Raw genomic sequence first — 15,051 nt, forward strand, 5'->3', positions numbered from 1 at the left:
AGCTAGCGTAGCGTGCGGAACACGGCACTTCCCACGTAGAACACGCCCGCCAATACGGCGATGGTGCCGCCGGCGGAAAGATCAAAGATGACCGCCGCGGCCAGACCACCTGTAGCGAGAACCACTCCCACCAGTGCCGAGCCTGCGAGGAGGTGTCCTGGGCTGGCAACCCAGCAGCGCAAGCCTGCCGCCGGTGCCACGAGCAGCGCGAGGGACAAAATGGTACCCACCGCGGGAACAAGCGCCACCATGGTGGCGGTAGCCGCCCCGAGCACCACGTACTCGCACAGCCGCGCTGGCCCGTTCGAAGCACGAACCGAATCAGCGTCGAAGGCGGTGGCGATGAGCTGGCGCCGCAACGGCACCAAAATGACCAGGCAGGCAATGAGCAGCGCTACTGCCACTGTGACATCGCGGGAATCCACCGTGGTTAGGGAGCCGACCAAGAAGGTATCCACGCGAATGGGCAGGGGCTGGAACCACCGGAGTAGGACAATACCTAAGGCATAACCCACGGTCAGTGTGACTCCCGCGGCGGCCGAGGCGCTAACGCCCCGCACCCCGCTGAGGGCTCGTGTGAGCACTATAAGCGGGATACATCCCAACGCAGCACCCACCATGAGTCCGGAGGTGGCATGCGCGCCCAGGAAGGTTGCTCCCACAACGCCAAGCACCGCGCCGGGGAAGATGCCGTGCGAGAGGCTTTCCGCAAAAAATACTCGGCGGTCGAGCACCACGAAGGCCCCCACAAGCCCAGCCAAGCAGCCCACGGCGAGTGCCTCGGCCACGGGTAGGGCGAGGATGCTGGGATCTGCTAGCGTCACTGCACCCTCCTCTGCATAATCAGCGCAGGAATCAGCGTGAGCGTCAGGGCGAGGCTCACCATAGCCTGCGGGGAGAGCTGGTGGGAGGTCTGCGAGAGCATCGCCAGAAAGCCGGCTAGTACCGCCACAGTCGAAAGTACGGCAGCGATCAAGCACATGCTTCCGGGCCCGCGAGCTACAAGCCGCGCGGCAAGACCAGGAATAACGAGGAAGCTTAAGACCAGCAAGACACCAACGGCCGCTGACGCCGCGACCACCACCATGGCCACAGCCGCGTGAGCTGCCACCGTGACCGCAGTGACTGGAATGCCGTGGGCGGCGGCTGCGACGGGGTCAAAGGCCACGGCAACCTGGTAGCGCCACGTTACCGCCAGGATCAAAGCAGCAAGAATACAGAAGGCAGCAGCAGGGTAGAGGCGGGTCGCAGTGAGGTCGAGCAAGCGGCCAAACATGAGGGCCTCGAGCTGCCCGGACGTATCACCGTGCCGCAAGCTGATCACCACGCCAAGCCCATACATCGAGGTCAGCACTACCGCTGTGCCGGCATCCGAGCTCCCGCCCTGGCGCGCATTCAGTGCCACGAAAACAGCGACGGTTACCGCGCCCACTAGAGCTGCACCAGGAAGAATGCCGGCAATACCGCCGAGGGCAAGGCCAACGACGATTCCAGGGAAAATCGAGTGCACGGTGGCCTCGACAGTGAACTCCATACGGCGCAGGTTGACCACCACACTGACCACTGCACCCGCGATGGACAAAATAAGGAGGAAGACGAGCGCACGCTGGAGATAAGGTGCGGTGAGTAACAGCATCATTGGCTAATCTCCTCCCGCAGGAACGACGTGGCTTGGGCGTAGCTCTCCACGGCGTCCTCGGTATTCATGCGGATGAGCGTGCCATCAGCAATGAGCCCAGCCCAATCGCAGGTGCGCTGGGCCAAAATCGGATCGTGCGTGGAGATCAGCAGGGCCACGCCGTGCTTTTTCAATCTCGTGATGGTGTCGAGCAAAACCTCGCGGCTGGTTTGGTCGAGGCCGTTGAAAGGTTCGTCCAAAAGCAGCAGCTGCGGATCTGATACCAGCGCGCGAGCGATGAGGACGCGTTGGCGTTGACCGCCGGAGAGCTCACCAAAGCGAGTGGTGGCGATATCCGCCAGCCCCACCTGCTCGAGTGCTTCCATGATCTGGGGGCGGAATTTGCGCATGGATAGCGCGCGCTGCCACCAAGAAGCGCTTCTCAGCATGCCCATCTCCACCACGTGATACGCGGTGACGGGAAAAGTGGGATCGGTGTCTTGGTGCTGCGGCACATAACCCAAACGTGGGCGCGGAGTTTCAAGTCCGCGCAATGAGGCCAGACCCACGATGGATTTGAACAGGGTGGACTTACCTGCGCCATTGGAACCTAGGAGCGCAACTGCCTGCCCCGCCTTAACGTCCAGGTTGACCCCGCTGAGGATCTGGACAGAGCCATAAGAACAGGAGGCGTTGTGAAGCCTCAGTATGGAATCCATTACTGCGCGAGGGCGGAGTCGAACTCAGAAAGGGATTCCGGCAGCTCAGCCGGCTTGCCGCCCCAGGCGGTGACCAGGGTGGAGACGTTGTGGATGAGGGAACCAATGTAGGTCTCGCCCGCGCTGCCCGGAATACCCAGGGAGTCTCCGTACAAGGCATCCTCGGCGGTAATGGCCTTCACGCCAGCGGCGCGCGCAATAGCCTCGATGGACTTAGAGTTATTAGAGTTCTCCGCGAAGATGGCCTTGGCGCCAGATTCACGCACGGTGCGCGCTGCCTCATCGATGTGGGAGGCGGTGGCGTCTTGTTGGTTGTTGAAGTCACTCAACGCCGAACCGATGAAAGTGACATCGTAGGCGTTGGCAAAGTAGCCGAAGGCATCGTGTGAGGTGAACAAAACGCGATCCTCGCGCGGAATGTCAGCCAGGGACTGAGCGGCCCACGCATCCAGATCGTCCAGCTGTTTTTCGTAACTTGCGCCGGCTTCCTTCACAGACGGAGCCTTCGTGGCCAGCTCTTCGACGATATTCTCTACCTGGATTTTTGCCTGCTTAGGGGAGGTCCACACGTGTGGATCGTGGCTAAATTCTGGTTCTTCGCCGTCCTCTCCAGCAAACGGCCAGGGCTTGACGTCGATGCGGTGGGAGCCTTCCTTCACCTTGATACCTTCGGGGGCGTCACCGGAGTTTTTCACACCGGAGGTCACAGCCATAGTGCCGTGGAACCCGGAGGAGGCAATGGCTTGATCCAGGAAGTGCTCGAGGTCAACGCCGTTGGTAAAGAGGTAGTCCGCCTGGGCGAGAGCCTGCATCTGGTTCGGAGTCATCTCGTGCTCGTGGGCGCTGGCATTCGGGGCGAGCAAGCAGGTGAGATCCAGGGTGGTATCACCGTCGCCCGAGGTGGTTTTCTCTCCTTGGGCATCCGTCTTTTCCAGAGTGAGACCACCTTCGGCGATGTGGGTGAGGTAGTCACAGATCTGGGTGGTGGTGGCAACGGCCGTGATGGTGTCAGAGTCAGCGGCGTTGGCGGAGTTGTCGGCAGAGTTAGCAGAAGTGCTGCAGGCTGACAACGCCACCGCGGTGCCCCCGGCAAGAGCGATGAGCGCGGCGCGCTTGGTGCGGCGATGAATAGACACGAGAGGTCTCCTTAGAGGTCGAAGTAAATAAAATTCAACGATGCATCACAAAGAGACTAACGCTATGAATTGAAAAGTTCAATACGCTGAACTCAGAAGAGTGAAAGTGTCTACACCTGGACACTAAGGGCTACTTAACCGCGGTGCTCGTAAGGGTTGATGAGCTCATCCTCCTGATCGAAGGGGCGCTCGCCGTCCCTCTGGGCTTGCTGGATGCGGCGGAGCATCCACACGCGTGATGCAATGACAGCAATGAGTGCGATGGCCGCGAGGACAATGGCGAAATACATCACTTCAGGCTCTCCCTGGGTGAAGGTGATTGGTGGTAATTAGGATAGCTGGCAGGTACCTACCTGCCCTCCCTACTGGCTTGAGCTTTAAGAAGTGGCCTCGTGTGTCTCGGGGGTGTCTTCTTCCGTGGAGAAGCAACCTAGGACAAAAATCAGCACCAGCATGGCGGCGATGGTTGCGCCAACGGCGACGCCCGCCCGTAGCAGCCATGACCATTCGGTAAAGTGCCGCAGGGAAACCAAGAGGATTAGGCAGAGGACAAGTCCGATTGGGCGGGTTATCTGATTGATTTTCTCCGTGGTCAAGGTTGCCTCCGTGGGAGCTATAGTTACTGGTGTTAACTGTCCCGGATATTACCCTCGTTTTATCTTTCGGGTGGAAGAGAAGGCACGAGCTCTCGATGGAGACCTAGTAGTAGTACGGGAAGTCATCCCAGTTGGGTTCGCGCTTTTCCAGGAAGGACTCCTTGCCCTCGACGGCTTCGTCGGTCATGTAGGCCAAGCGTGTGGCTTCACCGGCGAAGACCTGCTGACCCATGAGGCCGTCATCGGTGAGGTTGAACGCGAACTTGAGCATGCGCTGGGCGGTGGGGGACTTCATGTTGATCTCGCGCCCCATCTGGATGGCGGCGTCCTCCAGCTCGGTGTGATCAACTACTTCGTTGACCGCGCCCATCTCATACATGCGCTGCGCGTCGTAGGTGCGGCCCAAGAAGAAAATCTCGCGGGCGTACTTCTGGCCCACCATCTTGGCCAGGTAGGCGGAGCCATAGCCGGCATCGAAGGATCCGACGTCGGCGTCAGTCTGCTTAAAGCGAGCTTCCTGGCGGGAGGCAATGGTCATATCGCACACCACGTGCAGCGAGTGTCCGCCACCAGCGGCCCATCCGTTCACCACGGCGATGACAACCTTGGGCATGGTACGGATGAGGCGCTGGACCTCCAGGATGTGTAGGCGCCCGCCTTCGACCTTCTCGCGGGCGGTGTCCACCGTGGATTCGTCTGCAGTAGCGTCATCGTGTGCATGCTCGGTGGCGTAGCGGTACCCGGAGCGACCGCGGATACGCTGGTCACCACCGGAACAAAATGCCCAGCCGCCGTCCTTCTCCGATGGGCCGTTGCCGGTGAGCAGCACCGTGCCGACGTCCGGGGTGCGGCGCGCATGGTCGAGCGCGCGGTAGAGCTCATCCACCGTGTGCGGGCGGAAGGCATTGCGGACTTCCGGACGGTCGAAAGCGATGCGGACGATGCCGTCCTTGCGCTTAGGCTGCGGCCCATCACTGATGAGTCGGTGGTAGGTGATATCCGTGAGGTCCTCAAAGCCCTCTACAGTCCGCCAGAGTTCCGGCTTGAAAGGATTATCGGTGCTGTAATTTTTCTGCTCGCTCATGGCACACCAGCTTAATTGGAAAGCAGCGCGCCGGAAGTATAGTCCCCATTCCCAACCCTCACCCACACTCTCCGCCCAGCGCGGCGGTGATAAACAATACTCAATACTGCGGGCAATTCCCGGCAATGTACACGTGTAATCCGTACAAGCGCGGTACACCATACAGTGGGACGGAGTCGAACCTCCCTGCCTTCGTGCGCTATAAAGGCGCCTGAGAAGCACTGGGCTTTCCCTGCCCAGAAGGGTTGCGCTCGCTGCGGAAAGTGTGGGCTACCGTCGCGTGCGAAGTACGCGACATGACTATGTGCCGCTAGAGTGCGGCGCACATAAGCGGCAGACCTTATTTAGTTATGAGTTCGGTATTCCAGTTCAGCTGCTGGATGCGGGTATCCAGCTCGCGGTACTGGCGGGCCAGGTCGTCGGCGCGCTCGCGCAGCCTCGGTACCGGAACGGTGGCCACGAACTTGATCTCCGAGCGGGAGTAACGGTCGTGGCGTGCCCCGGCCTGCTCGGCCAGGCCCTGGTAAATGCGGCGTTTGCGCAGAAGGCCATCACGAAGTGCCAGCGCCTCCATGAGCGAGCGCTCCTCATCGAAAGCCGTGGCCGTGTTGGTGGCGTTAATGGCGATGACGAGCTCATCAATGCGGGTGGTCACGCCCTCGAGCTCGCGGAGAAGATCCGTGGGGTTCTCATCAGGCTCGTCACCCTCCTGCACGCGGACAGTCGCCGCGAGGCGGTCCTTCAAAGAGTTGAGGCGCTCCTGCGCTTGGGCGCGCTCAGCCAAGGCTTCAGCAAGTAGCATGGTCCCTCCTTTTCCCTTAATGGAATTGTTTGTCTCAGCAATTGTACGGCAGACAGGAGGCTGCACCTTGGAGCCGTGACGGTTTTAACAAATAGTGCCCCAAAATTGCGAAAACCCAGGGCCTTATTTGATCGTTGTGTACGTTGTGCCAGATTGGTTGGTACGTTTTCGTAAATAAGCTCGGAAATGTTCGGGTTTGGGGAGCCCTATTTACCAAAACGTACCGAGACCCAGCGGTTGTCGCTGGGCCCGAACAAAGAGGGAAGTCACTACCCAATAAACATGAACGCAAACAGCGTGTTGAGGATGGTTGCCACGATCATCGGCACGGAGGTGCGCTTAACCAGTTGGATGGGGTTGACCTTGATGGCGCCGGAGACGATGAGCACGGCGGCGTTCACCGGGGAGACCTGGCGCATGAGGTTGGAGGTACCCCAAATAGCGGTGAGCATCTGCGGGGCATGGATGGAGGTTTGCGAGGCCAGGTTCGGTACCACCTCAGAGAAGGCGAAGTAGGGTGCGGTACCGGAACCGGTCAGGGCGGCCATTGCGGCCGTGGAGGCCACGAAGATAAGGACGATGAGGACGGCTGCACCGGAGGAGCCCTCGGTGGCGTCGATAAGCATGTCGATCACACCCATCTGCGTGATGCCCTCCACGAGGACTGCGGCGGCGACCAGCAGGGCCACAACGCCTGCTGCGCCCTCACCCATGCCCTTGAAGAAGGTGGCCATGGAGTCCACGGCGCCGGTGACGGTGCGGTTGCGGATGGACTCGATGATCATCGCGATGAAGAGGGAGACCACGGTGACAGGGAGGATGCCGCCCTCAAACGGGATGATGCCCATCTGCTTGAGGATGGCAGAGATGATGATGAGCAGCAGCGGCATGAGCGGCAGGATTGCGTAGAAACCTGGCAGGGCGGCAGCACGCGCGATGGCTTCCTCCGTGGCTTTATCACTCAGGGAGTCAGCGCTGACTGCGCCGGAATCAATGGCCTTGCGAGCGTCCACCTTGTCACAGCGGCGCTGCCACCACATGTGGACAAAAGCCGTGATAAGGAGCGTGGGCACCGTGGCGTGTGCGACGGCGCCGTATACGAACTCCGTGGGGGTCATGTTCGTCAAATCTGCGCCTTGAATAAGGCCGGCCTCCAGCGGGGTAGGCACGATGGTGGAGGAGGTGACCACGATGGCACCCACGGTCAGCGGGGTTAGCCCGGCGGCGATGAGTGCCGGGAGGAGAGTAGCCACGAGGAGTAGGGAGAGCGCGGCGGCTGAAGGGATCACCAGCGAGAGGAGGGTGCCCAGGATAAAGCCCACAGGTACGAGCCAGTAGGAGCCTTTGAAGCGCTTCAGTGGGGCGGAAAGTACAACGACGGTTTTCGCGTCGGCACCGATGTGTCGCATGTAGGAGACGAAGCCGAAGAGCACCATAATGGCCATGCCGATGCCAGAGAAACGCGACTTAAACAGTGCGTCAACAACAAGCAGCTGGTCATAGAAGGCGTTGCCAGTCGCTTCAATCTCGGTGGTGCGGAATTCCGCGCGTCCGGTAAGTGCAGCGAGCATGAGCAGAACAACGCCGACGGCAAAGATGGAGGCCGCTGCGTGGACCTTCTTGTAAATAAGATAAACAACTGCGGCGATGGCCAACAGTGCGATGAGAAGATAAAGCATCTGAAGATCTTTCTTCTGGTTATAACCAATTACTTTTCTAACCTAACACCACCCGTGCCATCTGTCGCATTTAACCCCGCACGTACGATGGGCGCCATGCAGATTGATGATCTCCTCGACCGCGCCCACGTGGTGTCCTTGCCGCTCGCCGTGAAATTCCGCGGCATCACCACGCGGGAAGCACTGCTTATCGAAGGCCCTCACGGCTGGGGTGAATTCGCTCCCTTCCTTGAGTACGGACCAGAGGAGTCCGCGCGATGGCTCGCGGCTGGTATCGAAGCTGCCTACGAGGGCTTCCCCGAACCCGTGCGTGAGCTGATCGAGGTCAACGGCACTATCCCCGCTATCCCCGCGGAGCAGGTGCCCGACGTGATGGCGCGCTACCCCGGCTGCCGTACGTTTAAGATCAAGGTCGCTGAGAAAGGTCAGACACTGGAGGATGACATCGCGCGCGTCGCTGCGGTGCGTGCCCACATTGAGGCTCAGGGCCGTGTCCCCGTCCTGCGCGTGGACGCCAACTGTGGCTGGAGCGTCGAGGAAGCTGTTACTGCGGCGAAGGAACTCATGCCTCTGGATTACATGGAGCAGCCGTGCGCGAGCGTCGAGGAGCTGGCGGAGGTGCGCCGCCAGCTCATGCGCGCAGGGATTTTCGTACGGGTTGCGGCCGATGAGTCCATCCGCAAGGCCAGTGACCCGTACCGTGTCGCGGAGCTGCAGGCAGCAGACGTTGCGGTGGTCAAGCCCGCGCCTCTCGGCGGCGTGCGCAAGGTCCTCGAGGTGGCTAAGCACCTGCGGGAGCGCCATATGGACATCACGGTGGCTTCTGCTTTGGATACCTCTGTGGGGATTTCCATGGGTCTTGCCGCCGTCGCCGCCCTGCCGCAGATTTATGATGATGAGGACATTGACGTCACCCCAGCTGCCGCGGGGCTAGCCACGGGGTCATTGTTCCTAGAAGATGTCACCGCGCCGCGCGAGCTTATCGACGGCCACCTCCGCGCCGAAGCTCTCACCCCCGACCCAGCTCGTCTTGCGGCGTTGGCCGCACCGGATGATCGGCGTGACTGGTGGTTTGAACGCGTACGACAGTGCTGGTCATACTTATAAACTCGCACCTCACGGTCGATGTCTGGGCCGGGGCGTAGGCTGGTTGACATGACCGTTTCTGTGAGAGATGCACACCTGCACAACCTCCGTAACGTTGATGTGGACCTGCCACGCGGCAAGCTCGTAGCTGTCACCGGTGTGTCCGGTTCAGGTAAGTCCTCCCTTGCTTTCGGCACCATCCACGGCGAGGGCCAGCGGCGCTACCTAGAGTCCGTGGCGCCTTTTGCCCGGCGTCTTATTGCTTCGGCCGTCGATCCGCAGGTCGGACGCATCGATGGTCTGCCGCCAACAGTGGCGTTGCAGCAGTCAGCCTCGACGGGTGGTGCTCGCTCCACCGTGGGTACGATTTCCGCTATCTCCAACTCGGTGCGCTTGCTGTATTCGCGCTGCGGCGAGAACCCTGAGGGCCTTTATTCTGATTCCTTCTCCCCGAATACTCCGGAGGGTATGTGCCCCGAGTGCCAAGGTACCGGTGTAGTACACGAGCCCACGGAAGCATCCATGGTGCCGGACCCCAGCTTGAGTATTGAAGATGGCGCCATTGCCGCCTGGCCCGGCGCCTGGGCCGGTAAGAACTTCCACGACATCCTGGAAGAACTAGGCTACGACCTCGACTCGCCGTGGGAAGACCTGCCACAGAAAGATCGCGACTGGATCCTTTTTACGGAGGAGCGTCCAGTTGTCACGGTCAAGCCCCACCGCGGTGAGGATCAGATCCAGCGTAACTACAAAGGAACATGGCGGTCGGTAGCGTCCTACCTGCGTAAAACCTTCGCGGAGACGAACTCCGACACTCTTCGCGCCCGCACGCTCAGCTACATGGAATCCCATAAATGCACCACGTGTGATGGCCGCCGTCTTAACCCGCGGGCCCTCAAGGTGACGTATGCGGGCTTGCCTATCGACGCCTTCAATAGCCTTCCGCTAGCGGATGCCCTCGAACTCCTCACCACGCGCTCCCCACAACCGAATGATGCTGAGGACCTGTTGCTCAAGACCATTCGCCCGGCCTTGGAGTCCGCCCTTGAGCTGGGCCTAGGACACCTCAGCCTGGATCGTCCCACAGACACGTTGTCTGCAGGCGAAGTGCAGCGTCTACGCCTAGCGGCGCAGCTGCGCTCCGGTCTCTTTGGTGTCACGTATGTGCTCGATGAGCCGTCCGCGGGCCTCCACCCGGCAGAGCGTGATGCAGTGCTGGATATCTGCCGCCGTTTCATCGATGAAGGTAACTCCGTCCTGCTGGTAGAGCACGATATGAACCTGGTGAAGCATGCAGATTGGCTCATTGACGTTGGACCGCGCGCCGGGGAGCGCGGCGGCGAAGTGGTCTATTCAGGTCCCGTTGCGGATTACGACGCAGACACCCCCACAGCCCGCGCCTTGGCACGCCCGCACCCAGATCCCAACGGTGAGCCGCGTGAAGCGCATGGCGCAGTCGAACTTCGCAACGTACGCTCGAACAACATCGATGGCCTCGATGTGAACTTTGGCCTGGGCCAATTCACAGTACTGACCGGCCTTTCTGGCTCCGGTAAGTCGACTCTGCTGCACGTGCTCGATGACACCCTTGCAGGAGATGACAGTCCGAAGGCCGTCAAGCGCGTGGTATCCATTACGCAAAAGCCCATCGGCCGCACGCCACGCTCCACGGTGGCGACGTACACCAACCTTTTTGACAATGTGCGCAAGCTTTTTGCGTCCACGCCTGAGGCCAAGGAAAAGAAGTGGACCGTCTCCCGCTTTTCCTACAACGTCAAGCAGGGCCAGTGCCCTACGTGTGGAGGCGCCGGACAAATCGAGGTTGAGCTCGTCTTCCTCCCCGGCTCCTACACCCAGTGCCCGGACTGCCACGGCAAGCGCTATAACGAGGACACCCTGTCCATCCGCTGGAATGGCTACACCATCGCGGACATCCTTGACCTCACCGTGGAAGAAGCCCTCGACGTCTTTGCTGATGAGGCGCCGATCCTCCACGCTGTGCAGACCCTTGACGCAGTCGGATTGGGTTACCTGCGCCTAGGCCAAGGTGCCCCGGAGCTCTCCGGTGGTGAAGCGCAGCGCATCAAGCTCGCCACGGAGCTGCAACGCTCTCGCAATTCCCGCCGTGGGCACACCGTTTACCTGCTGGACGAGCCAACGACCGGCCTCCACCCGGCCGATATCGAGCTGCTGATCACGGAGCTGCACTCTCTGGTGGATGCTTCCCACACCGTTGTTGCCGTGGACCATGACCTCGGCCTCATCGCCGGAGCGGACCGCGTCATCGAGATGGGCCCAGGCTCCGGTGTTGAGGGCGGTGAGATTGTGGCGGACGGCGCGCCGGCCGAGGTCTCCGCGGGTGACACACCGACGGGCGCGGTACTGAGCGGCGTAGGCACGCGGCAGGAACGCACGATAAGGTGAATTCCATGACCAACAACAATGGTGAGAACGAGACGCGCCAGTTTGGCCGCGTCACCGGTGACAACGAAACGCGCCAATTTGGCGCACCTCAGGCGGGTAGCAACCATCAGCAGCCCCGCCAGCAACCACCGCAGCGCCCCCAGCAGTACTTCCCAGAGCCTGGTTCACAGAACTCATCGGAATACGAGCAGCCCTACCAGCAGGCGCAGTACGATCCGGTTCCTTCCAGCTACACCGTCGAGGAACCGAAGAAGGGCGGCAGCGGAGCATTGGCCTATGTCTTCGCAGCCATCGCAGCCATTGCCGTCGTCATCGCCGGTGTGCTTTTCTTCCTGTGGCGCGGTGCAGCCGAGGAGGCCAATAAGCCTGCCCCAGAGCCGGTAACCCACACGCAGACCGTGACTACGGAGGTTCCCACAACGGTGACCACCACGGAGGATGCACCGCGCGACGAGATGCCGCCGGAGCTCCCGACGGATTTGCCCACCGACCTTCCGCCGGAGCTGCAGGACCAGCTGGATCAGGGCGGCGATGACTTGGAAGATCTGCTCAATGAGCTCTTTGGTGGGCTCGAGACAAACAGCGGGGCGGATAGTGTCTAACCCTGAATCGATGGAGCTTGCTCAAGTTCTTGCCGCGCAGCTGTCGCGCCACCTCACGGACGTGGTCCTGTGCCCAGGCTCGCGCAACGCGCCGTTGTCGCTGGCGCTCCTCGCACGGTCTGATGTGCGTGTGCACACCCGTCTGGATGAGCGTTCCGCTGCCTTCGCTGCTCTGGGGTTGGCGCGGGTGCAGCGTCGCCACGTCGGCATAGTCATGACCTCGGGCACCGCGGTGGCCAACGCTCTACCGGCGATGGTGGAAGCACATTACTCGCACACGCCGTTTGCCGTCATCAGCGCGGACCGTCCTGCTCGTATGGTGGGCACGGGAGCGTCCCAGACCATTGAACAGCAGGGCATCTTCGGCGTATACGCACAGACCACCCAGGTGGACAGTGCTGCTGATGTTCCACTCATCGCGGAGCGTTTCCTCGCTGACCGGCAGGTGCACATCAACGTGGCGCTTGACGTGCCTCTGGTAGGCGAGGAGCTTCCGGGTGAGCCGAACGATGTCACGCAGCACCGCGCGCGTACCCCGCGCTGGTCTAACCATGGCGAGGTGGCTGTGGATCTGAGCCGCAACACGCTGGTCGTCGCGGGCGACGAGGCCTGGGAGGTTGAGGGCCTCGAAGACGTGCCGACGATTGCTGAACCCACCGCCCCCGCGCCTTACCACCCAGTGCATCCCGCCGCGGCGCACCTTTTCCGCCGTGCGCAGGTCTCCGCCAATGACTACGTGGTCAACACCAAGGTGGAGCAGGTCATCGTCGTGGGGCATCCCACCTTGCATCGCGGGGTTGTGGCATTGCTCAGTGATCCCGATATCGACCTCATTTGCCTGTCCCGCACGGAGGATTTCACCAACCCGCGCGGTGAGTCCGCACAGTTAGGCACCACAGTCAAGACCAGCGGCGAGCCTACGCGTGAGTGGATGAAGATTTGTGAAGGCGCGGCCCAGATGGCAGCAGACGCGGTCCGCGAGGTGCTTGCGGAGACCACGGGTGAGGAGGTCACGGACTCTGAGATTGGCTTCACTGGTCTGCACGTTGCGGCTGCGGTGGGGGATACCTTGTCCGTCGGAGACATTCTGGTGTTGGGGGCGTCGAACCCCGTTCGGGATGCCTCGCTTATCGGCCTTCCTTTTGATGGTGTGGAGACCTATTCGCCGCGTGGTGCTGCCGGTATTGATGGCACCGTTGCGCAGGCCATCGGCATCGCCGTGGCCACGCAATCTCGTGAGGCAGATGCGCCCCGCGCACCGCGCACCGTGGCGCTCATGGGTGATGTCACCTTCCTCCACGACGCCACCTCCCTCATCCTCCCCGAAGACAATCCTCGCCCGGAGAACCTCACCATCGTCGTGGCCAATGACAACGGCGGCGGTATTTTCGAGCTGCTTGAGCAAGGCAGTGAGGCGCTGCGCCCCTCCTTTGAGAAGGCGTTTGGGACGCCGCATGGGGTGGGCGTCGCTAAGCTTGCAGAAGCCTGCGGTGCTGAGCATCGTGAGGTGAGCACGGCGCAGGAGCTTCTCGACGTCCTCGCGGAGCTCAAGGAATACTCCACCGGTATCACCGTGGTTGAGGCCCACACCACGCGCTCCTCGCGGCGTGCGCTGCAGGAGGCACTGGCGGCCAAGGTGGGTCAGTAACGTGACGCGACGGCGGGTGCGCCAGCTCATCCTGATGCTCTATGCTGCCGCCCTGGTGGGGATGGCCGGCATGGTCCTTGGGCCTTTTCTCAATGACCGCACCATTACCGCGAATCCCGGGCGAGCGCTGGCCACGGTGACGGATGTGGGCCGCTTGCGCACCTTCGTCGACTTCCAAGATGGTGAGGGCATCTACCACACCCCGACGACCGGTCTGCTTTATCCCACCGGGTTGGGCGAGGGTCAACAGGTATGGGTGCTCTACGCTAAAAATAACCCTGACCTCGTGAAAGTCGAAGGCCGCGAGTGGACGCTATCGGTGATTCCGGCCCTGTCCTCAGCGGCTGTGGCGACCCTCATCGCGGGTGCATGCTGGTGGGGAAGCGGAAAAATTAACCGAAACTTTGCACGGGCGTTACCAGAGGAGAACAAAGACAAGGAATGATGGGGCGCATGCGTGTAGCCATCGTCGCAGAATCCTTCCTGCCTAACGTCAATGGAGTAACGAACTCCGTGCTGCGCGTGCTCGAGTACCTTCACGAGCACGGTCATGAGGCCATCGTTATTGCTCCTGGCGCCCGTGATGGCCAGGAGGAGATCCCTGATTACCTGGGGTTTAGCATTGTTCGTGTCCCTACCGTGCGAGTGCCACTGGTGGATTCTTTACCTGTTGGGGTGCCCACCACTGCTGTGGATGAGGCCCTTCGTGAATTCAAGCCGGACATTATCCACTTGGCCAGCCCATTCGTCCTCGGCGCGGCGGGAGCGTTCTCTGCCCGCCAGCAACGGATTCCGGCCGTGGCGCTCTACCAGACTGATGTAGCGGGATTTGCCACCAAGTATCACGCCTCCGCGTTGGCCTATGGCGTGTGGGAGTGGCTGCGCACCATTCACAACGCCTGCCAGATGACGCTTGCCCCCTCCTCGCTCACCATCGCTGACTTGGAAAAGCACCACATCAAGAACGTGCGCCACTGGGGCCGTGGTGTCGATTCGGAGCGCTTCCACCCTTCGAAGCGCTCGGCTGCGCTGCGCCGCGAGTGGGATCCGACTGGCCGCAGGAAAATCGTGGGCTTCGTTGGCCGCCTCGCCGCCGAGAAAGGCGTGCACCGTCTATCCGCGCTGAACGGGCGTGATGATATCCAGCTCGTCATTGTGGGGGATGGTCCGGAGCGTCCGCTGCTCGAGGCCCAGCTTCCCACTGCGGTCTTCACTGGAGCCTTGAGCGGTGAGGAGTTGGCTGCGGCGTATGCCTCCCTCGATGTGTTTGTTCATGCGGGAGAGTTTGAGACGTTCTGCCAGGCTATCCAGGAGGCGCAGGCCTCGGGTGTACCCACCATTGGGCCCCGCGCGGGCGGACCGGTGGATCTTATTGAGGAAGGCTACAACGGGCTGCTTCTCGACGTTCCAACGTTCGTCGACGACCTCCCCACTGCCGTCGATGCTCTACTCAACCCAGAGATCCACCAGGAACTGCGTGAGAATGCCCGCGAGTCCATTTCTTCCAAGACCTGGCCGGCGCTGTGTGAGCAGCTGGTGGGCTACTACGAGGAAGTCTTGGAGGATGTTCGCGAGGTGCCGCTGACCATCTTTGGCCAGCGGCCTGAGCTACCGCGCTGGGCCGCTCGCGCTTTGGGCGCGCGCGTAGCCTAGACTT

15 protein-coding genes are annotated in these 15,051 nt (G+C 61.3%); 6 read left to right on the forward strand and 9 right to left on the reverse strand.

The annotated features are described in order from the left end of the window. Positions 1–2 precede the first annotated feature (2 nt). The 9 genes from M5J09_RS02280 to dcuC form a co-directional block, all read right to left on the reverse strand. A complete protein-coding gene (locus M5J09_RS02280) occupies positions 3–824 on the reverse strand; it encodes a metal ABC transporter permease (protein ID WP_257156833.1) in 822 nt (273 codons plus the stop codon). Next, positions 821–1,639, reverse strand: coding sequence for a metal ABC transporter permease (locus M5J09_RS02285; RefSeq protein WP_257156834.1), 819 nt, complete (start codon positions 1,637–1,639; stop codon positions 821–823). Before M5J09_RS02285 ends, M5J09_RS02280 begins: the two co-directional genes overlap by 4 nt. After that, the gene (locus M5J09_RS02290; RefSeq protein WP_257156835.1) at positions 1,636–2,337 is read right to left on the reverse strand and encodes a metal ABC transporter ATP-binding protein; all 702 of its coding nucleotides are present in this window, start codon (positions 2,335–2,337) and stop codon (positions 1,636–1,638) included. The genes M5J09_RS02285 and M5J09_RS02290 overlap by 4 nt, the downstream gene beginning before the upstream one ends. Further along, entirely contained in the window at positions 2,337–3,473 is a 1,137-nt protein-coding gene (locus M5J09_RS02295) for a metal ABC transporter substrate-binding protein (RefSeq protein ID WP_374982092.1), read from the reverse strand. Before M5J09_RS02295 ends, M5J09_RS02290 begins: the two co-directional genes overlap by 1 nt. A gap of 134 nt (positions 3,474–3,607) precedes the next feature. Next, positions 3,608–3,766, reverse strand: a complete 159-nt coding sequence (locus M5J09_RS02300) for a hypothetical protein (RefSeq protein WP_257156950.1) — start codon at positions 3,764–3,766, stop codon at positions 3,608–3,610. Positions 3,767–3,850: 84 nt separating this feature from the next. Next, positions 3,851–4,069: a hypothetical protein gene (locus M5J09_RS02305; protein ID WP_039673551.1), complete on the reverse strand. Its 219-nt coding sequence runs from the start codon at positions 4,067–4,069 to the stop codon at positions 3,851–3,853. A 103-nt stretch (positions 4,070–4,172) separates the two neighbouring features. Further along, positions 4,173–5,153: a 1,4-dihydroxy-2-naphthoyl-CoA synthase gene (locus M5J09_RS02310; RefSeq protein ID WP_257156836.1), complete on the reverse strand. Its 981-nt coding sequence runs from the start codon at positions 5,151–5,153 to the stop codon at positions 4,173–4,175. 340 nt (positions 5,154–5,493) lie between these two features. Further along, positions 5,494–5,955, reverse strand: a complete 462-nt coding sequence (locus tag M5J09_RS02315) for a DIP1984 family protein (protein ID WP_042529201.1) — start codon at positions 5,953–5,955, stop codon at positions 5,494–5,496. A 269-nt stretch (positions 5,956–6,224) separates the two neighbouring features. Then, positions 6,225–7,634 (reverse strand): C4-dicarboxylate transporter DcuC, encoded by a 1,410-nt coding sequence (gene dcuC, locus M5J09_RS02320; protein WP_042529203.1) that lies wholly within the window; start codon positions 7,632–7,634, stop codon positions 6,225–6,227. A gap of 87 nt (positions 7,635–7,721) precedes the next feature. Here dcuC and M5J09_RS02325 point away from each other — a divergent pair, with 87 nt between their 5' ends. Genes M5J09_RS02325 through M5J09_RS02350 form a run of 6 tightly spaced genes read left to right on the forward strand, consistent with a single transcriptional unit; the run spans position 7,722 to position 15,047 of the window. Continuing rightward, positions 7,722–8,741, forward strand: a complete 1,020-nt coding sequence (locus M5J09_RS02325) for an o-succinylbenzoate synthase (protein WP_374982094.1) — start codon at positions 7,722–7,724, stop codon at positions 8,739–8,741. Positions 8,742–8,789: 48 nt separating this feature from the next. After that, complete coding sequence (locus M5J09_RS02330; protein WP_257156838.1) at positions 8,790–11,144, forward strand: excinuclease ABC subunit UvrA; 2,355 nt, start codon at positions 8,790–8,792, stop codon at positions 11,142–11,144. Between the two features lie 5 nt (positions 11,145–11,149). Next, positions 11,150–11,746 carry a hypothetical protein gene (locus tag M5J09_RS02335; RefSeq protein ID WP_257156839.1) on the forward strand — a complete coding sequence of 199 codons (597 nt, stop codon included), beginning with the start codon at positions 11,150–11,152 and terminating at the stop codon, positions 11,744–11,746. A gap of 10 nt (positions 11,747–11,756) precedes the next feature. Then, on the forward strand, positions 11,757–13,394 hold the full coding sequence (gene menD, locus M5J09_RS02340; protein WP_257156946.1) for a 2-succinyl-5-enolpyruvyl-6-hydroxy-3-cyclohexene-1-carboxylic-acid synthase: 1,638 nt from the start codon (positions 11,757–11,759) through the stop codon (positions 13,392–13,394). A gap of 34 nt (positions 13,395–13,428) precedes the next feature. Further along, a complete protein-coding gene (locus M5J09_RS02345) occupies positions 13,429–13,839 on the forward strand; it encodes a DUF3592 domain-containing protein (protein WP_257156947.1) in 411 nt (136 codons plus the stop codon). A gap of 8 nt (positions 13,840–13,847) precedes the next feature. Further along, on the forward strand, positions 13,848–15,047 hold the full coding sequence (locus tag M5J09_RS02350) for a glycosyltransferase family 1 protein (protein ID WP_239180455.1): 1,200 nt from the start codon (positions 13,848–13,850) through the stop codon (positions 15,045–15,047). The last annotated feature ends 4 nt before the right edge of the window (positions 15,048–15,051 follow it).

The organism is Corynebacterium sp. BF-R-2, assembly GCF_024586525.1.
Classification (GTDB): Bacteria; Actinomycetota; Actinomycetes; order Mycobacteriales; family Mycobacteriaceae; genus Corynebacterium; species Corynebacterium singulare.